The sequence below is a fragment of the Streptomyces sp. KL2 genome (assembly GCF_046529545.1).
GTDB classification, from domain to species: Bacteria; Actinomycetota; Actinomycetes; order Streptomycetales; family Streptomycetaceae; genus Streptomyces; species Streptomyces radiopugnans.
The window spans coordinates 4,151,609-4,170,087 of record NZ_CP127170.1 but is presented as its reverse complement, the minus strand read 5'-3'; the positions used below and the strand labels follow the sequence as shown (position 1 = coordinate 4,170,087).

At 73.6% G+C, this 18,479-nt stretch carries 15 protein-coding genes; 13 read left to right on the top strand and 2 right to left on the bottom strand.

The window, feature by feature from the left end; all coding sequences use genetic code 11:
* Positions 1-78 precede the first annotated feature (78 nt).
* Genes QPK52_RS18715 through QPK52_RS18705 form a run of 3 tightly spaced genes read left to right on the top strand, consistent with a single transcriptional unit; the run spans position 79 to position 2,877 of the window.
* Positions 79-2,268 (top strand): molybdopterin oxidoreductase family protein, encoded by a 2,190-nt coding sequence (locus QPK52_RS18715; protein ID WP_410538624.1) that lies wholly within the window; start codon positions 79-81, stop codon positions 2,266-2,268.
* A gap of 29 nt (positions 2,269-2,297) precedes the next feature.
* Complete coding sequence (locus tag QPK52_RS18710) at positions 2,298-2,543, top strand: antitoxin (RefSeq protein WP_410538623.1); 246 nt, start codon at positions 2,298-2,300, stop codon at positions 2,541-2,543.
* Positions 2,530-2,877: a type II toxin-antitoxin system PemK/MazF family toxin gene (locus tag QPK52_RS18705; protein WP_410538622.1), complete on the top strand. Its 348-nt coding sequence runs from the start codon at positions 2,530-2,532 to the stop codon at positions 2,875-2,877. The genes QPK52_RS18710 and QPK52_RS18705 overlap by 14 nt, the downstream gene beginning before the upstream one ends.
* Positions 2,878-2,891: 14 nt before the next feature.
* Here QPK52_RS18705 and cutA read toward each other — a convergent pair whose 3' ends face one another.
* Complete coding sequence (cutA, locus tag QPK52_RS18700; protein ID WP_410538621.1) at positions 2,892-3,221, bottom strand: divalent-cation tolerance protein CutA; 330 nt, start codon at positions 3,219-3,221, stop codon at positions 2,892-2,894.
* Between the two features lie 202 nt (positions 3,222-3,423).
* Between cutA and QPK52_RS18695 the strand changes: the two genes are divergently transcribed.
* The 5 genes from QPK52_RS18695 (at position 3,424) to nirD (ending at position 10,093) form a co-directional block, all read left to right on the top strand.
* Positions 3,424-4,077, top strand: a complete 654-nt coding sequence (locus tag QPK52_RS18695; RefSeq protein WP_410540383.1) for a vancomycin high temperature exclusion protein — start codon at positions 3,424-3,426, stop codon at positions 4,075-4,077.
* A 159-nt stretch (positions 4,078-4,236) separates the two neighbouring features.
* Complete coding sequence (locus QPK52_RS18690) at positions 4,237-5,511, top strand: cytochrome P450 (RefSeq protein ID WP_410538620.1); 1,275 nt, start codon at positions 4,237-4,239, stop codon at positions 5,509-5,511.
* A gap of 126 nt (positions 5,512-5,637) precedes the next feature.
* Positions 5,638-7,017 carry an NAD(P)/FAD-dependent oxidoreductase gene (locus QPK52_RS18685; RefSeq protein WP_410538619.1) on the top strand — a complete coding sequence of 460 codons (1,380 nt, stop codon included), beginning with the start codon at positions 5,638-5,640 and terminating at the stop codon, positions 7,015-7,017.
* Positions 7,018-7,019: 2 nt separating this feature from the next.
* Positions 7,020-9,653 (top strand): nitrite reductase large subunit NirB, encoded by a 2,634-nt coding sequence (gene nirB, locus QPK52_RS18680; RefSeq protein ID WP_410538618.1) that lies wholly within the window; start codon positions 7,020-7,022, stop codon positions 9,651-9,653.
* The gene (nirD, locus tag QPK52_RS18675; protein ID WP_410538617.1) at positions 9,650-10,093 is read left to right on the top strand and encodes a nitrite reductase small subunit NirD; all 444 of its coding nucleotides are present in this window, start codon (positions 9,650-9,652) and stop codon (positions 10,091-10,093) included. Before nirB ends, nirD begins: the two co-directional genes overlap by 4 nt.
* 112 nt (positions 10,094-10,205) lie before the next feature.
* Here nirD and QPK52_RS18670 read toward each other — a convergent pair whose 3' ends face one another.
* Complete coding sequence (locus QPK52_RS18670; RefSeq protein WP_410538616.1) at positions 10,206-11,621, bottom strand: endo-1,4-beta-xylanase; 1,416 nt, start codon at positions 11,619-11,621, stop codon at positions 10,206-10,208.
* A 190-nt stretch (positions 11,622-11,811) separates the two neighbouring features.
* Between QPK52_RS18670 and QPK52_RS18665 the strand changes: the two genes are divergently transcribed.
* From QPK52_RS18665 to QPK52_RS18645, 5 genes are all read left to right on the top strand, one after another.
* Positions 11,812-12,831 (top strand): LacI family DNA-binding transcriptional regulator, encoded by a 1,020-nt coding sequence (locus tag QPK52_RS18665; protein ID WP_410540382.1) that lies wholly within the window; start codon positions 11,812-11,814, stop codon positions 12,829-12,831.
* A gap of 238 nt (positions 12,832-13,069) precedes the next feature.
* Complete coding sequence (locus QPK52_RS18660; RefSeq protein WP_410540381.1) at positions 13,070-14,326, top strand: ABC transporter substrate-binding protein; 1,257 nt, start codon at positions 13,070-13,072, stop codon at positions 14,324-14,326.
* Positions 14,323-15,231 carry a carbohydrate ABC transporter permease gene (locus QPK52_RS18655; protein WP_410538615.1) on the top strand — a complete coding sequence of 303 codons (909 nt, stop codon included), beginning with the start codon at positions 14,323-14,325 and terminating at the stop codon, positions 15,229-15,231. The genes QPK52_RS18660 and QPK52_RS18655 overlap by 4 nt, the downstream gene beginning before the upstream one ends.
* On the top strand, positions 15,228-16,148 hold the full coding sequence (locus QPK52_RS18650) for a carbohydrate ABC transporter permease (RefSeq protein ID WP_410538614.1): 921 nt from the start codon (positions 15,228-15,230) through the stop codon (positions 16,146-16,148). The genes QPK52_RS18655 and QPK52_RS18650 overlap by 4 nt, the downstream gene beginning before the upstream one ends.
* Before the next feature lie 60 nt (positions 16,149-16,208).
* Entirely contained in the window at positions 16,209-18,476 is a 2,268-nt protein-coding gene (locus QPK52_RS18645; protein WP_410538613.1) for a glycoside hydrolase family 3 N-terminal domain-containing protein, read from the top strand.
* Positions 18,477-18,479 lie beyond the last annotated feature (3 nt).

Below are 18,479 nucleotides of genomic sequence, written 5' to 3'. Positions count from 1 at the left end.
GGCGGGCTGAGCCCGGCGTACCGGGCCCGTAACCCGCGGGGGCGCGCGGCGTAACACGCGCGACGCACGCTGGGCGGCATGAGCGCGACGACTGCCCAGCCCGCCGGACGGACCCCCCGTGCGCCCGCGGCGACCGTGGACACCCACTGCCCGTACTGCGCCCTGCAGTGCGGCATGGGGCTGCGCCCCACCGGGGGCGAGGAGGGGGTCGAGGTGGTCGAGCGCACCGCCTTCGACGTCAACCGCGGCGCGCTGTGCGGCAAGGGCCGCACCGCCCCCGCCGTGCTCTCCTCCCGGGTGCGGCTGACCGGGCCCCTGGTCCGGCGCCGCGCCGGCGGGCCGCTGGAGCCGGCCGGCTGGGACGAGGCGCTGGACCGCACCGCGGCGGGGCTGTCGGCGGCACGGGCCTCGTACGGGCCGGACGCGGTGGGGGTGTTCGGCGGGGGCGGGCTGACGAACGAGAAGGCGTACGCGCTGGGCAAGTTCGCCCGGCTGGTGCTGGGCACCTCCCAGATCGACTACAACGGCCGGTTCTGCATGTCCTCGGCCGCCGCCGCCCTGAACAGGGCGTTCGGGCTGGACCGCGGGCTGCCCTTCCCGCTGGCGGACGTCGCGCGCACCGGCTGCGTGATCCTGGTGGGCGCCAACCCCGCCGAGACCATGCCGCCCGCCCTGCGCTACTTCACCGAGCTGCGCGAGAGGGGCGGGAAGCTGATCGTCGTCGACCCCCGCCGCACCCGTACCGCCGAGCACGCCGACCTGCACCTGGCCCCGCGCCCCGGCACGGATCTGGCACTGGCGCTGGGCATGCTGCACCTGGTGGTGGCCGAGGGGCGGGTGGAGACCGGCTTCGTGGCGGCGCGCACCAGCGGCTGGGAGGAGGCGCGCGCGGCGGCGATGGCGCACTGGCCGGAGCTGGTGGAGCGGATCACCGGGGTGCCGGTGCCCGCGCTGCGGGAGGCGGTGGCGCTGTTCTGCGGCGCGGAGTCGTCGATGGTGCTCACCGCGCGCGGGCCCGAGCAGCAGTCCAAGGGCACCGACACCGTCGGCGCCTGGATCAACCTGTGCCTGGCCACCGGCCGGGCGGGCCGCCCGCTGTCCGGTTACGGCTGCCTGACCGGTCAGGGCAACGGCCAGGGCGGGCGCGAGCACGGCCAGAAGGCCGACCAGCTGCCCGGTTACCGCAGGCTGGACGACCCGGCGGCGCGCGAGCACGTGGCGCGGGTGTGGGGTGTGGACCCCGCTGTGCTGCCGGGGCCGGGGCGCAGCGCGTACGAGCTGCTGGACGCGCTCGGCCGCGATGTGCGCGCCCTGCTGCTGACCGGTTCCAACCCGGTCGTCTCCGCTCCGCGCGCCGCCCGTGTCGAGCGGCGGCTGCGGTCGCTGGACTTCATGGCGGTGTGCGACGTGGTGCTGTCGGAGACGGCCGCGCTGGCGGACGTGGTGCTGCCGGTGGCGCAGTGGGCGGAGGAGACGGGCACGATGACCAGTCTGGAGGGCCGGGTGCTGCTGCGCCGCGGGGCCGTGGACGCCCCGCCCGGGGTGCGCACCGATCTGGAGGTGCTGAACGCGCTGGCGGCGCGGCTGGGCTGGGAGAGGGGGTTCCCCACCGAACCGGAGGAGGTCTTCGAGGAGCTGCGGCGGGCCTCGGCCGGGGGCCTGGCGGACTACTCGGGGATCACCTACCGCCGTATCGCCGAGGAGGACGGGGTCTTCTGGCCGTGCCCGGAGGTCCCGGGCACGGACGAGGCCGACGACCCCGCCGTGGACCGCTCCCCCGCCCCCCATCCCGGCACCCCTCGCCTGTTCCTGGACCGCTTCGCCACCGACGACGGCCGGGCCCGCTTCGCGCCCGTCGCCCACCGTCCCTCGGCGGAGGAACCGGACGCCGGCCACCCGCTGCTGCTGACCACGGGCCGGGTGCTGGCCCAGTACCAGTCCGGTGCCCAGACCCGGCGGGTGGCGGAGCTGAACGGCGCCGCCCCGGGCCCGTTCGTCGAGCTCCATCCGCGGCTGGCCGAGCGGATCGGGGTGGCCGAGGGGGAGCCGGTGGCGGTGGTCTCACGGCGGGGGCGGGCGGTGGCACCGGCCCGGATCACCCCGGGCATCCGCCCGGACACGGTGTTCATGCCGTTCCACTGGCCGGGCGAGGGCCGCGCCAACACCCTGACCAACCCGGCCCTGGACCCCGTCTCGCGCATGCCGGAGTTCAAGGTCTGCGCGGTCCGGGTGGAGCGCGCGGAGGACCCGGGGCGGCAACCTCGGTAGCAACTGGAGTAGCACGTACCGAGCTACCGATGTACCACCTGTGGCATGAAGGTAAGTGTGAGCCTCCCCAGGAAGACATCGCCTTCGTCGACGCATACGCCGCCAGGGCCGAGATCGAGTCGCGATCGGCCGTGATACACGCCGCGATCGAGTCGCTGCGCGCCTCGGAACTCGAACAGAACTACACCGCCGCATGGCAGGAGTGGGCCGAGGACGAGGAAGCGGCGCTGTGGGACGCGACCGCTGCGGACGGGCCCGGCGATGCGGCGCGGTGACATCTATCTGGTCGATCCGGACCCGACTCGCGGCAGTGAGGCGAACAAGGCACGCCCAGCCGTCATCGTCTCCAACGACGCGGCCAACCGTTCGGTGGACCGCGCCGGCCGGGGTGTGCTGACCGTGGTGCCCGTGACGTCCGACACCTCACGGGCCTACCCGTTCCAGGTGCTCCTCAAGGCCGCGGACTGCGGCCTGCGCAAAGACTCCAACGCCCGGTGCGAACAGGTGCGCTCTGTAGCCGTGGAGCGGCTGCTGCACCGGGTCGGTGTGCTGCCGTCACACGTCCTGGCCGACCTCGACGCCGCCCTGCGCCGTCATCTGGCCCTGTAGGGCTGCCGCGCGGCTCAGGAGCCGTCCGTCTCCTCGGCGACCCAGGCCAGGTAGTCCGCGCCGCCGCGGACGACCGGGGTGGCGATGATCTCGGGGGTGTCGTAGTCGTGCACCGCGCGCAGATGCGCCTCCAGGGCGTCGTAGCGGGCCGCCGCCGTCTTCAGCAGCACCTGCCACTCGGGCTCTGCGCGCACCTCGCCCTCCCACCGGTAGACCGAGGTCACCGGGCCGGAGACCTGGGCGCACGCCGCGACGCGGGCCTCCACCGCGCCGCGTGCCAGCGCCTCGGCCTTCTCCCGGCTGTCGGTGGTGGTCAGCACCGTCAGGATGCCCGTCTCCGCCATGGCCGCCGCTCCTCTTCTTCCCGTTCCCGTCTCTTCCCGTTCCCGGCCGCCTTCGCCGTCCGCACCGCATTCGCCGCCTTCGCGGTCCGGTGCCGCCCACCGTAGCCGCGGCAACCGCGGCGCGGCTCGGACCGTCTCCATCGGTGTGATGATCAGCTCGGTAAAGGCCAAGGTGAGGACCGCCCAGGTGAAGGCCAGGGGAATGGGGAGGGCCGTGAAGCCCGGAAGGAGGCAGGTCCTCCAGACCGCGGTGCTGCTGTGCGTGCTGGGGCTGCTGCCCGCGACCTGGGTCGCGGTCTCCGCAGGCGACCGCGTCCGCACCCTCGGCGGCGCACCGGCCGCCCCGGTCGTGGTCGTCTTCGGCGCCGGGCTGTGGGACGGGGAGCCGTCCCCGTACCTGGCTCACCGGCTGGACGCCGCCGCCGAGCTGTACGGCCGGGGCCGGGTGCGCGCGGTGCTGGTCACCGGTGACAACAGCCGCCGCGACTACGACGAGACGGGCGCCATGCGGGACTACCTGGTGCGCCGCGGCGTCCCCGCCGAGGACGTCGTCGGCGACCACGCGGGCTTCGACACCTGGGACTCCTGCGCCCGCGCCCGGCGGATCTTCGGCGTGGAGCGGGCGCTGCTGGTGAGCCAGGGCTTCCACATACGCCGCGCGCTGGCCCTGTGCCGGGCGGCCGGGATCGACGCGTACGGCGTCGGTGTCGCCGAACCGCACGACGCCACCTGGTACTACGGCGCGCTGCGCGAGGTGGCGGGCGCGGCGAAGGCCGGGCTGGAGGCGACGTTCACCCCCGATCCGCACTTCCTCGGGCCGCGCGAACGGGGTCTCGACCGGGCTCTGGCGGGCTGATCCACACCGCCCGCCGCCCGCCGGCTCACCCCTGAGTGGTATTCCAGGACTCTTTTCGGAGAAGGCGGTTGACCGCGTCGGCCGCCGGCGCGTTGTCTGCCGGTGGTACGGGCCGCCCCGGACCGCTCCCCCTCCCCTCCTCCCCCTCCCGGAGCCACCATGACCGCTGCTCCCCGCCGCCCCTGGACCGAGACGCCACCGGAGTGCCCCGGCCGCCCCGGCCGGCCGGGGCACTCCGGCCGCCCGCGCCACGTACCGCTGTACGGCCCGGGCCTGGACGGCGACGGCCTGCCCGCCCTGTACGAGCGGCTGCGCGCGGAACACGGGCCGGTCGCGCCCGTCGCCCTGGCCCCGGGGGTGCACGCCTGGCTGGTCATGGGTTACGAGGAGCTGCTGCGGGTGGCGCGCCGCGAACGGGACTTCAGCCACGACCCCCGCCACTGGCGCCTGCTGCGCGAGGGGCGCGTGCCGACCGACTCCCCGCTGCTGGCGTTCGTCGGCTGGCGTCCGGCCCTGATGTTCGCCGACGGGCGGCGGCACCGGCGGATGCGGTCGGCGGTCGCCGACGCGCTGGGCCGGGTCGACGGCGGCGAGCTGGGCCGCCTGGTGCGCGACACCGCCGACCGGCTGATCGACGCCTTCGCCGGGCGGCGCGAGGCCGACCTCGTACCGCACTACGCGCACCGCCTGCCGGCGCGGGTCGTCACCCGGCTGCTGGGGGCGAACGAGCCGGTCAGCCGGAAACTGGCGGAGGCCGTCGCCGGCACGGCCGCCGCGAACGCCGACTCCGTCCACGCCGGCCGCCGGCTGGAGCGCTTCCTGCTGGCCCTGGTGCAGGAGAAGCGGTGCGCGCCGGGCCCCGACGTCACCTCCTGGCTGCTGACGCACCCCGCCTCGCTCCGCGAGGAGGAGGTGCTGCACAACCTGGCCGTGACGGTGGTGGCGGCCCACCAGACGACGAAGAACTGGATCGCCACCACGCTGCGGCTGCTGCTGACCGATCCGGGTCTGCGCTCCTCGCTGGACGGCGGATACCTCACCCTGGACGAGGCTCTGGACCTGGCGCTGTGGCGGTTCCCGCCCACCCAGAACCTCCCCGGCCGCTACGCGCTGCGCGACGTCCGCCTGGGCCGGCGGGAGGTGCGGGCCGGGGACATGCTCGTGCTGGGGCTGGCCGCCGCGGGCCGCGACCCGCGGGTGCTGCCCGCGTGCGGGCGGCCGGTGAGGGGCAACCGCGCGCATGTGGCGTTCGGTGCGGGGCCGCACGCCTGCCCTGCCCAGCCGCAGGCCCGGCTGATCGCGCGGACGGCCGTGGAGGTGCTGCGGCGGCGGCTGCCGGGTCTGCGGCTGGCCGTTCCCGAGGAGCGTCTGGCCTGGGCGTCGTCGCCGTGGACCAGGGGTCTCGCGGCGCTGCCCGTCCGCCTGGCGCCCTGAGGGTCCTGCCCGGGGAAGCGGTGTTCCCCGGGCTCACAGCCGGGGCCCGGGTGCGCTGAGGGCGGTGTTGCCGCCGGGAAACAGCGGTGATGCGGACGGGAAACAGCCGCGCCGCACGCTTTCCGCATGACCTCGACGAAGCGTGTGGTGGTGATCGGCGGCGGAATGGCCGCCGCCCGGCTCGCCGGGCAGCTCGCCGCCGCCGACGCCCTCGGTACCGCCGGCACCGACGGCCCCGGTGGCACCGGCTGCCCCGGTGGCGCCGCCGTGGATCTGACGGTCGTCGGCGAGGAGCCCCACGCGCCGTACAACCGGGTGCTGCTGGCCGGTGTGCTGGCCGGGCGGTACGCGCCGGAGGTGATCGGCCTGCCCGCCCCGCCCGCCGCCCGCTGGCTGCGCGGTGTGCGGGCGGTGCGGCTGGACCGGGCCGAGCGGCTGGTGAGGTGCGACGACGGCTCCTCGCTGCCGTACGACGCCCTGGTGCTGGCCACCGGCTCCAACCCGGTGCTGCCGCCGCTGCGCGGGCTCTTCCCCGGCGGCGGGCACGAGCCGCCCCGTGGCGTGCGCCCCTTCCGCACCCTGGCCGACTGCCGGGCGCTGGAGGCGGCGGTACGGCCCGGGGTGCGGGCCGTCGTCGTCGGCGGCGGCCTGCTCGGGGTCTCGGCCGCCCGCGCGCTGGCCGGGCGCGGGGTGCGCGCCGTCCTCGCCCACCAGGGCGAACACCTCATGGAGCGTCATCTGGACGCCCGTGCCTCGGCATTGCTGCGCGGGCATCTGGAGGGGCTGGGCGTCGAGGTCCACACCGAGTGCCGCGTCCGCGGCCTGCTGACCGCGGGGAGCGCCGGGGAGGGGGCCGCCGGCGCGGAGGCCGTGGCCCGCGGCGTGGAACTCGCCGACGGCTACCGGCTGGAGGCCGAACTGGTCGTCCTGGCCTGCGGGGTGCGCCCGCGGGTCGGGCTCGCCCGGGCGGCCGGGCTGGAGGTCCGCGACGGGATCGTCGTCGACGACGAGCTGCGCACCGGTGACCCCCGGATCCACGCCGTCGGTGACTGCGCCGAGCACGGCGGGAGGGTCTACGGGCTGGCCGGCGCCGCCCAGGAGCAGGCCGACGCGCTGGCCCGCGTCCTGCTGGCGGACGGAACGGCGGACCGCGCGGCGGACGGCCCGGCAGGCGGCACGGAAAGCGGAACGGCGGGCGGTGCGTACACCGGCACCCGGGCGCTGACCCGGCTGACGCTGGCCCCGCCGCCCTCCGGGCCCGGGAGCGCGCTGGACCTCGCCGCGTTCGGCGAGACCGTGCCCCGCGCGGGCGACGACGTCGTCCGCCTCGCCGACGCCACCCGCAGCGTCTACCGCAAGGTCGTCGTCCGCGGCGACCGGCTGGTGGGCGGCATCCTCCTGGGCGACCTCGGCACCGTCGGCGCCCTCGCCCGCGCCTGGGAGGGCGACGAGCCGCTGCCCTCCGCCCCGCTGCTCCACCTGCTCACCAACGATGGAGGCCTGTAGACATGCCACGGACGCCACGCCCCACGATCGTGCTCGTCGGGCACGGGATGGTCGGCCAGCGGTTCCTGGAGGAACTCGCGAGCCGGGAGGTGACCGAGCGGGCCCGGGTGGTCGTGCTGTGCGAGGAGCCGCGGCCCGCGTACGACCGCGTGCAGCTCACCTCGTACTTCTCCGGCCGCACGCCCGAGGAGCTGTCCCTGGTGGACGAGGGCTTCATGGAGCGGCACGGCGTCGAGCTCCACCTGGGCGACCCGGCGGTCGCCGTCGACCGCAGGGCGCGCACGGTGACCTCGCGCGCCGGGCTGGAGATCGGCTACGACACGCTGGTGCTGGCCACCGGCTCCTACCCGTTCGTGCCGCCCGTGCCGGGAAGCGACAGCACCGGCTGCTTCGTCTACCGCACGGTGGAGGACCTGCTCGCCATCGAGGAGTACGCGGGAAGGAGCCGGGTGGGCACGGTCGTCGGCGGCGGCCTGCTGGGCCTGGAGGCGGCCGGCGCCCTCAGCGGCCTGGGGCTCGATACCCACATCGTGGAGTTCAACCCGCGCCTGATGGCCCTCCAGGTCGACGAGGGCGGTGGCACCGCCCTGCGCCGCGCCGTCGAGGAGATGGGCCTGGCCGTCCACACGGGCGTGGGCGGCACGGAGATCACCGCCGGCGCGGACGGGGCCGTCACGGGGATGGCGCTGTCGGACGGCTCGCGGATCGCCACCGATCTGGTGGTCTTCTCGGCGGGCGTACGCCCCCGCGACGAGCTGGCCCGCGGCTGCGGTCTGGAGGTCGGCGAGCGCGGCGGGATCGCCGTGGACGAGCGGTGCCGCACCGCCGACGCCGCGGTGTACGCCATCGGCGAGTGCGCCAGGGCCGTGGACGGCACGGTGTACGGCCTGGTGGCGCCGGGCTACGAGATGGCGCGGGTGGCGGCGGAGGCGATCGCGGTGTGTACGGGGGACGCGGAGGGCGCCGGGGGCGCCGGGGCGTCCTTCACCGGTGCCGACACCTCCACCAAGCTCAAGCTGCTGGGCGTGGACGTCGCCTCGTTCGGCGACGCGCACGGAAAGGCCGAGGGCTGCCTGGACGTCGTCTACTCCGACTCGCGCGCCGGGGTCTACAAGAAGCTGGTGGTCGCCGCCGACGGCACCCTGCTGGGCGGCGTGCTGGTCGGCGACGCCGAGGCGTACGGCATGCTGCGCCCGCTGACCGGCAGCGTCCCGCCGGTGGCTCCCGAGCAGCTCGTCCTGCCCGCCGGGGCCGGGGCGCCGGCGGCGCTGGGGCCGTCCGCGCTGCCGGACGAGGCGGTGGTGTGCAGTTGCCACAACGTCACCAAGGGCACCGTCCGCGCGGCCGTCACCGAGCACGCGTGCACCACCGTGCCGGAGGTGAAGAAGTGCACGAAGGCGGGCACCGGCTGCGGAAGCTGTGTGAAGGTGCTCACCGCGCTCGTCAACGACGAGCTGGAGGCGGGCGGCGTCACCGTCGACAAGGGCCTGTGCGGCTGCTTCGCCCACACCCGCGGCGAGCTGTACGAGATCGTCCGCACCCGGCGGCTGTCCACCTTCGCCGAGCTGCTGGACGGCCACGGCCGCCGGGAGGCCCGCGGCGGGGAGGGCTGCGAGATCTGCAAGCCGGCCGTCGCCTCGATCATCGCCTCGCTCGCCCCGGCGCTGGGCGCCAGCGGCTACGTCCTGGACGGCGAGCAGGCGGCCCTCCAGGACACCAACGACCACCATCTGGCCAACATCCAGCGCAACGGCTCGTACTCGGTCGTGCCGCGCATCCCCGGCGGTGAGATCACGCCCGAGAAACTGATCGTGATCGGCGAGGTGGCCCGCGACTTCGGGCTCTACACCAAGATCACCGGTGCCCAGCGGGTCGACCTGCTCGGCGCCCGCGTCGACCAGCTCCCGGCGATCTGGGCCCGCCTGGTGGACGCCGGCTTCGAGTCGGGCCACGCCTACGGCAAGGCGCTGCGCACGGTGAAGTCGTGCGTGGGGCGGACCTGGTGCCGCTACGGGGTGCAGGACTCGGTGCGCATGGCCATCGACCTGGAGCTGCGCTACCGGGGCCTGCGCGCGCCGCACAAGCTGAAGTCGGCGGTCTCCGGGTGCCAGCGCGAGTGCGCCGAGGCGCGGAGCAAGGACTTCGGGGTGATCGCCACGGCGAACGGCTGGAACCTGTACGTGGGCGGCAACGGCGGCGCGACCCCGCGCCACGCCGACCTGCTGGCCAAGGACCTGTCGGACGCCGAGCTGGTGCGGCTGATCGACCGCTTCCTGATGTTCTACATCCGCACCGCCGACCGGCTGGAGCGCACCGCCGCCTGGCTGGAGCGGATCGAGGGCGGCCTGGACCATGTGCGCGACGTGGTCGTCCACGACTCGCTGGGGCTGTGCGCCGAGCTGGAGGCCCTGATGGCCGACCACGTGGCGAACTACCGCGACGAGTGGGCCGCGACGCTGGACGACCCCGAGCGGCTGCGGCGGTTCGTGTCCTTCGTCAACGCCCCGGGCGCGCCGGACCCGTCGGTGCGCTTCGTCGCCGAGCGCGATCAGGTCCGGCCCGACCTGACCCTCCTGTCCGGCCCCGACATCCCCGTCCGCACGCTCGATGCCCTCGAAGGGAGCGCGGCCCGATGACCGCAGTGACGACAGAAGTGACAACGGAGACCACGACCCCGGAGACGGCGGCCGGGGTGCGGGTGGAGGTGCGCGCCGACGGCGGCTGGGCCGCGGTGTGCCGCCTGTCCGATCTGGTGCCGGGGCGGGGGGTGGCGGCGCTGCTGCCCGACGGCCGGCAGATCGCCGTGTTCCGGGACCGGGCGGGCCGGACGTACGCGGTCGGCAACCGCGACCCGTTCACCGGCGCATACGTGCTCTCGCGCGGGCTGCTGGGCTCGGCGGGCGGCCGGGCCTTCGTGGCCTCCCCGCTGCTGAAGCAGCGCTTCGACCTGGCCACGGGCCGGTGTCTGGACGACGACGCGGTGTCGGTGCCGGTGTACGCCGTCCGCACGCGCCGAGGAGCACCCGGGACGGCGGGAAGCGGCAGGAGGACGGAGCAGAGCGGCGGAGAACGGTGAGAGGACCCCGGCCGCGGCCCGTGTGGGGCGGGCCGCGACCGGGGCCGTCCGCCCCGTCCGGCGCTCCGGCCGCCCTGCCCCGGCGGCCCGGCGCACCGGACGGGAGCCGGTGTCAGCCCGCGGCGCACTCCTGTCCGCCGAGGCTGACGCGGGTGCCGTCCTGGGCGGCGCCCCCGCTGGTCTGGAAGCCGAAGGAGATCGTCCCACCGGCCGGGACCGTGCCGTTGTAGGCGGCGTTGGAGACGGTGACGGTGCGGCCGCTCTGCGAGAACGCGCCGTTCCAGCCGTTGGCCAGGTTCACCCCGGCCGGCAGGTCGAACTGCGCGCGCCAGCCGTTCAGGGCCTGTCCGGTGCGGATGGTCACGGAGACGACCGAGCCGGTGTCCCAGCGGTTGGAGACGGTGAAGGCGGCGGAGCAGTCGCCCGTGGGCGGCTCGGGGTCGCCCGGGTCGCCCGGGTCTCCGCCCGCCGCGATGAAGGCGTCGCGCAGCGCGTCGTAGGCCGGCTTGGGCCGGTAGTTCTCGTCCCAGGGGCAGGCCGCGCCCTCCCCCTGGAAGACGTCCGGCACCCAGGAGTCCCGGTCGCTGACGCCCCAGACGGTGATGCCGGAGCACCGGGAGACCGCCAGGCAGGCGTCGGCCACCGCGCGGTAGTCGCGGGCCTGCTGCTGGAGCTTGGAGCTGTCGGACGGCATCCGCATCCGGATGTCCAGCTCGGTGACCGCGACCTCCAGGCCCAGGTCGGCGAAGCGCTGGAGGTTCTGCCGGATCGCCTGGCCGTTGACCTGGCCGACGATGAGGTGGTTCTGGAACCCGACGCCGTCGATCGGCACGCCCTGCGCCTTCAGGTCCCTGACCAGCCGGTACAGGCCGTCGCTCTTGGCGTTGGCCGTCTCGGTGTTGTAGTCGTTGATGAACAGCTTGGCGTTCGGGTCCGCGGCGCGGGCGGCCCGGAAGGAGTCCGCGATGTAGGACGCGCCGAGCTGCTGGTAGAACTTGCTCTGCCGGAGCGAGCCGTCCTCGTTGAACGCCTCGTTGACCACGTCCCAGCGCTGGACCTTGCCCTTGTAGCGGCTGACCTGGGTGGTGACGTGGTCGGTCACGATGGTGCGCAGCTCGCTGTTGGAGAACGACCCGTTCTGCAGCCAGCCGGGCATCTGGCTGTGCCAGACCAGGGTGTGGCCGTAGACGAGCTGGTCGTTGGCCTGGGCGAACTGGACCAGGCGGTCGCCTCCGGCCCAGTTGAACTGGCCGCGCTGGGGTTCGACCGCCTCCCACTTCATGGCGTTCTCGGCGGTGACGCTGTCGAACTCGGTGCTGACGATGTTGCTGTAGGTCCCGTTGCCCAGCAGACCGTCGTTGACGGCCGTGCCGATGAAGCGGCCGGTGGACTCGGCCACTTCGCGCAGGGAGGGGTCGGCCGCCTGGCTCGGGGCGCTGAATCCGAAGGTCAGGGCCGCGGCCGCGGCGGAGGCGGCTACGGCCGCCCGGGCTAAACGACGTACGGTGCGTACACGGTGCTGCCTCATGCTGGGGTGTCCCTCTCTCGACGCCCCGGAACTCTTTCCGGAAGACTGTTGGAAGGTTTCGAGGGTGCGCCGGGAACGGTAGAGCCGATGGGAACGCCCGTCAACGGTGTGCGCGTGTGGAGGAGAGAGCATGGGAGACGGCATGACGGACGGCGCGGTCGCCGCGGCCGGCAAAGTCGCGGAGCAGAGGATGGCACCCAAGGTGGAGCAGAAGGTCACGATCACGGCGATCGCCCAGGAGGCGGGGGTCTCGGTCCCCACGGTCTCGCGGGTGGTCAACGGCCGCTCGGACGTCGCGCCCGCGACCCGGGCCAGGGTCGAGGAGCTGCTGCGGCAGTACGGCTACCGCCGCCGCACGGCCTCCTCCGGCGACCGGCCCGCCCTGATCGACCTGGTCTTCAACGATCTCGACAGCCCCTGGGCGGTGGAGATCATCCGCGGCGTGGAGGAGACCACGCACGAGGTCGGCTTCGGCACGGTGGTCTCGGCCATCCACGACCGCGCGGGCTCGGCCCGGCAGTGGATGCGCAACCTGCGGGCCCGCGCCTCGGGGGGCGTGATCCTGGTGACCTCGGTCCTGGAGCCGGTCCTCCACGAGGAGCTGCACCGCCTCGGCGTGCCGCTGGTGGTGGTGGACCCCTCCGGCTCCCCGGCCCTGGACGCCCCGACGGTGGGCGCCACCAACTGGGCCGGCGGCATGTCCGCCACCGAGCACCTGCTGGAGCTGGGCCACCGCCGCATCGGCTTCATCGCCGGGCCGCCGAGGCTGCTGTGCAGCCGCGCCCGGCTGGACGGCTACCGCGCCGCGCTGGAGGCCGCGGGCGTCCCCGTGGACGACCGGCTGATGGTGCCGGGCGACTTCTACCACGAGTCCGGTTTCACCGGCTGCAACCGGCTGATGGACCTGGACGAGCCGCCCACCGCCCTGTTCGCCGCCAGCGACCAGATGGCGCTGGGCGCGATCGAGGCGCTGCGGCGGCGCGGGATGCGGGTGCCGGAGGACGTCAGCATCGTCGGGTTCGACGACCTTCCGGAAGTCCGCTGGTCCGCTCCGCCGCTGACGACGGTGCGCCAGCCGCTGGTGGAGATGGGCAAGGTCGCGGCCCGCACCGTACTGCGTCAGGCCAGGGGCGAGGAGATCGACTCCCCGCGCGTGGAACTCGCCACTGAGCTGGTCGTTCGTGCCAGTACGGCACCGCTGCGGAACTGATCCCGGCAGCGGACCGGACAACTCCATATAACGGGCGCATCACGCTGCCGGGCCAGAGGTCCCGTTTTTTGTCAGACCTGTTGACACGGCTGAAACGCGTACGTACTTTCCCACCACCACTACCGATAATTTTCGGAGTCCTTCCGGAAGGTATGCGATGCGAACAGCAGTGCAGGGCTCGGCCGTGAGAGGCCGCAAGGGATTCGGGCGGCGCCACGCCGCCAGGCTGACGGCGGCGGTGCTGGCAGCCTCCGTGCTCACCGCCTGCGGCAGCGGCGGGCCCGGCGAGGAGAAGGCCGGCGGAACCCTGGAGGTGTGGGTCTACCAGGACGCCTCGACCAAGGTGCAGCGCGAGGCGGTCGAGCGGTTCAACAAGACCTCCGACGTCAAGGCCAAGCTCGTCGAGGTGCCCGGCGAGGGCTACCAGGACAAGATGCGCAGCGCGATGGGCACGCCCAACGCGCCCGACGTCTTCTTCAACTGGGGCGGCGGCAGCATCAGCAACTTCGTCGAGAAGGACATGCTGGTCGACCTCACCTCCGAGATCCAGAAGGACGAGAAGCTCAAGGACGCGTTCCTGCCCTCGATCCTCAACGCGGGCAAGGTGAACGACAAGATCTACGGCGTCCCGATGCGGGGCATGCAGCCGGTGGTCCTCTTCTACAACAAGGACGTCTTCGAGAAGGCCGGCGCCCAGCCGCCCGAGTCCTGGGACGACCTGCTGGACCTGGTCGACACCTTCAAGAAGGAGGGCGTCACCCCCTTCGCGCTCGCCGGCACCGACGCCTGGACCGAGCTGATGTGGGTCGAGTACCTGCTGGACCGCACAGGCGGCGCCGAGGTCTTCCAGCGCATCCAGGACGGCGACTCCTCGGCCTGGGGCGACCCGGCCGTGCTGAAGACCGCCGAGACCATCCGCGACCTGGTGGACCGCGGGGCGTTCGGCAAGAACTACGCCTCGGTCAACTACACCGCCGACGGCGCCTCCACGCTCTTCGCCAAGGGCAAGGCGGCCATGCACCTGATGGGCAGCTGGGAGTACTCCAACCAGCAGGCCAACCAGAAGGAGTTCGCCGAGAAGGGCCTGGGCTGGACCACCTTCCCCGCCCTCCCCGACGGCAAGGGCGACCCCAAGAACGTGGTGGGTAACCCCACCAACTTCTGGTCGGTCAGCTCCAAGCTGAAGGGCGCCGAGCGCGAAGCGGCCCTGGAGTTCGTCAAGACCGCCGCCGAGGACTGGTACGCCGAGGCCCTGGTGGACAACGGCGACGTGCCCACCACCTCCGGTTCCGAGGACATGCTCGCCGGGCACCCCGCCCCCGACTACGCCCTCTTCCAGTACGACCTGGTGCGCGACGCCCCGAACTTCACCCTCTCCTGGGACCAGGCGCTGCCGGCGCAGCAGGCCTCGCCGATGCTCACCAACATCCAGAAGCTCTTCAACAAGCAGCTCAGCCCCGAAGAGTTCGTCGACGCCATGAAGGCCCTCAAGTGAAGCAAGCAGTACCGACCGCGTCGCCGCGCGTGGGCCGCCCGGGCATTGCCTGGGCGGTCCCCGGCGTGTTGTTCTTCGTCCTGTTCGCCGTCGGCCCCATGGCGCTCGTCGGCTATCTCTCCTTCACCAGCTGGGACGGCCTCGGCGACTTCCCCTCGGTCAGCGGCACCGGCAACTGGGAGCGGCTGTTCGAGGACCCCACCATGCGGCAGGCCATCTGGCTGAGCGTCCTGCTCACCGGCGTCAGCTGGCTGATCCAGACGCCCGTCGCCCTGCTGCTGGGCGTGTGGTCGGCCGGCCGGCAGAGGAACCGGGCCGTCCTCAGCGCGATCTTCTTCCTGCCGCTGCTGGCCTCCTCCGTGGCGCTGGCGCTGCTGTGGAAGTCGCTGCTGGACCCCAACTTCGGCCTGATCGCCGAGATCGGCCCGTGGCTGGGGATCGAGGACGGCAATCTGCTCGGCACCGGCGACGGCGCCTTCGCCGCCGTGGCCTTCGTCGCCGCCTGGCAGTTCATCCCGTTCCACACCCTGCTCTACCAGGGCGGCGCCCGGCAGATCCCCAAGTCGTTCTACGAGGCCGCCTCCATCGACGGGGCGAGCACCGTGCGGCAGTTCTTCTCCATCACCCTGCCGCAGCTGCGCAACACCATCGTCACCTCCTCGGTGCTGATGGTCGTCGGCGCGCTGACCTTCTTCGACACCGTCCTCATCCTGACCGAGGGCGGACCGGGAACGGACACCACGATCGTGCCCTACCTGATGTACGAGACCGGCTTCCAGGCGTACGACATGGGCTACGCCAGCGCCATCGCCACCACCCTGGTGATCGTCGCCACCGCCATCTCCCTGCTGATGGTCCGGGCGACCGGCTTCAGCAAGATGCGCAGCACCCGGGAGGGGATGTGAAGACCGCCGTCCGGCCGGAGCACCGGCCCTCCCCCGCCGCCGAACGGGCCGGCGAGCCGCAGGCCCGCAACGACCGGGGCCTGCGCGGCAGGCTGCGCCGCGTCCGCAAGTGGAACGTCCCGGCGGGCGTCGCCTCCGTCGTCTGGCTGGTCATCGTCGGCCTGCCGCTGTACGTCCTGGTCCTCACCACGCTGCGGGACCGCGACTCCTACTTCGACGAGGGCGCGCTGAGCCTGCCGGGCGACCTCACGCTCGACAACTACCGCACGGTGCTGGAGAGCGACTTCCTCGTCTACCTGCTCAACACCGCGGTCGTCACGGTCGCCACCGCGGCCATCGTCGTGGTCCTGTCGGTGTGCGTCGGCTACACCGTGGTGCGCACCCTCAGCCGCACCTCCCAGCGGATCTTCCAGTTCTTCCTGCTGGGTCTGGCCATCCCCGCGCAGGCGGTGATCATCCCGATCTACCTGCTGATCACCCAGCTGAACCTCTACGACAGCCTGCTGGCGATCATCCTGCCGACCGCGGCCTTCTGCCTGCCCGTCTGCGTGCTGATCCTGGCCGGCACCATGCGGGACATCGAGGAGGAGATGTACGAGTCGATGGCGCTGGAGGGTGCGAGCCAGACCCGCGTCCTGCTCCAGCTCGTCGTGCCCCTCTCCCGGGGAGGCATCTCCACCGTCGGCGTCTACGCGGCGCTCCAGGCCTGGAACAACTTCCTCTTCCCCCTGATCCTCACCCAGTCGCGCGAGAGCCGGGTCCTCACCCTCGGCCTCTACGACTACGTCGGCCAGTTCCGGGTGGACATCCCCGCACTGCTCGCCGCGGTCGTGCTGTCGATCGTGCCGATCTTCGTCGTGTACCTCTTCGCCCGCCGTCAGCTCATCAACGGCCTCATGGGAGTCGGCGGACGCTGATCCGCGCGTCCCGTCCCACGGGACGCGCGCCGGACACGCCGACGCCGCACAAGGAGCCTCATGCATCACCACCCCTGGCAGGACACCTCCCGACCCGTCGAGGAGCGCGCCGCCGATCTGCTGTCCCGGATGACCCTGGAGGAGAAGCTCGCACAGCTCTCCAGCGTCTGGCCCGGTTCCGAGTCCGACGGCGAGGACGTCGCCCCGCTCCAGCACGAGGTCTCCGAAACCGTCGACCTGGACGCCCTGCTGCCCCACGGCCTGGGCCAGCTCACCCGCCCCTTCGGCACCGCCCCCGTGGAGCCGGCCGAGGGCGCGCGGGCCCTGGAGGCCTTCCAGACGAAGGTCGCCGCGGCCAACCGCTTCGGCATCCCCGCCCTGGCCCACGAGGAGTGCCTGACCGGCTTCACCGCCTGGCAGGCCACCATCTTCCCCACCCCGCTGGCCTGGGGAGCCACCTTCGACCCGGCGCTGGTGCGCGAGATGGCCGCGGCCATCGGCGGCTCCATGCGCTCGGTCGGCATCCACCAGGGCCTCTCGCCGGTCCTGGACGTGGTGCGCGACCCGCGCTGGGGCCGCACCGAGGAGTCCATCGGCGAGGACCCCTACCTGGTGGCGACGCTGGCCACCGCCTATGTGGCGGGCCTGGAGTCCACCGGGATCGTCTCCACCCTCAAGCACTTCGCGGGCTACTCCGCCTCCCGCGGCGCCCGCAACCACGGCCCCGTCTCGATCGGCCCGCGCGAGCTGGCCGACGTGATCCTGCCGCCGTTCGAGATGGCCCTGCGCGAGGGCGGGGCCCGCTCGGTCATGCACGCCTACAACGACCTCGACGGCGTCCCGGCCGCCGCCCACACCGAGCTCCTCACCGACCTGCTGCGCGAGGAGTGGGGCTTTACCGGCACGGTGGTCTCCGACTACTTCGGCGTCTCCTTCCTGGAGCTGGCCCACCACGTCGCCGACTCCCCCGCCCGCGCCGCGGCCCTGGCGCTGGCCGCGGGCGTGGACGTGGAGCTGCCGGGCCTGCGCTGCTACGGCGAGCCGCTGCTGAAGGCGGTGCGCTCCGGCGAGGTGCCCGAGGAACTGGTGGACCGCGCGGCGCTGCGGGTGCTGCGGCAGAAGTGCGAGCTGGGCCTGCTGGACCCCGACTGGTCGGCCGCCCCGCCCGCCGCCTCCGGCGGCACCGTGGACCTGGACCCGCCCGCGATGCGGGCGCTGGCCCGGCGCGTGGCCGAGGAGTCCGTCGTCCTGCTGGACAACTCCGGCGGAGTGCTCCCCGTGCACCCCACCGCCCGCATCGCGGTGGTCGGCCCGTACGCGGAGGAGCGGGCGGCCATGCTGGGCTGCTACACCTTCCCCCGGCACGTGGGCGTCGAGCACCCCGAGCTGCCCGTCGGCGTGGAGATCCCCACGCTGCTGGACGCCCTGGGCGCCGAACTGCCCGGAGCGGTGCTGACCGACTCCCCCGCCGACGCCGACATCGTTATCGCGGCGCTCGGCGACCGCTCCGGCCTCTTCGGCCGCGGCACCTCCGGCGAGGGCTGCGACGCCGCGGACCTCACGCTCCCCGACGGCCAGGCGGCGTTCCTGGACGCCCTGCTGGAGAGCACCGACAAGCCCGTGGTGCTGGTGCTGCTCACCGGCCGCCCGTACGCGCTCGGCCGGTGGGAGGGCCGGCTGGCCGCCGTCGTCCAGGCGTTCTTCCCCGGCGAGGAGGGCGGACCGGCGGTCGCCGGGGTCCTCACCGGGCGGGTCAACCCCTCCGGCCGGCTCCCGGTCAGCGTGCCGCGCGGCACCGGCGGCCAGCCGTGGACCTACCTCGTGCCGCCGCTGGGCCTCAAGGGCGACGCCAGCAACATCGACCCGACGCCGCTGTACCCCTTCGGGCACGGCCTGTCGTACACCTCCTTCGAGTGGGAGGCGGCGGGCGCCGGCGCCGACACGCTGCCGACCGACGGCTCCGCCGAGATCCGCGTCACCGTGCGCAACACCGGCGAGCGGGCAGGCACCGAGGTCGTCCAGCTCTATCTGCACGACCCCGTGGCGCGCGTCGCCCGGCCGGTCGTCCAGCTGGTCGGCTACACGCGGGTGGCGCTGGAGCCGGGGCAGGCGGCCGAGGTCGTCTTCGACTTCCACGCCGACCTGGCCTCGTACACCGTGCGGCCCGGGCAGCGGGTCGTCGAGCCCGGGACGGTGGAGCTGCGGCTGGCCGCGTCCAGTGCCGACGTGCGCCACACCGTGCCGCTGACCCTGACCGGGCCGGAGCGCACCGTCGGCTTCGACCGCCGGATGACCTGCGGGGCGGAGGTCCGCGTCCTGCAGCCCTGACAC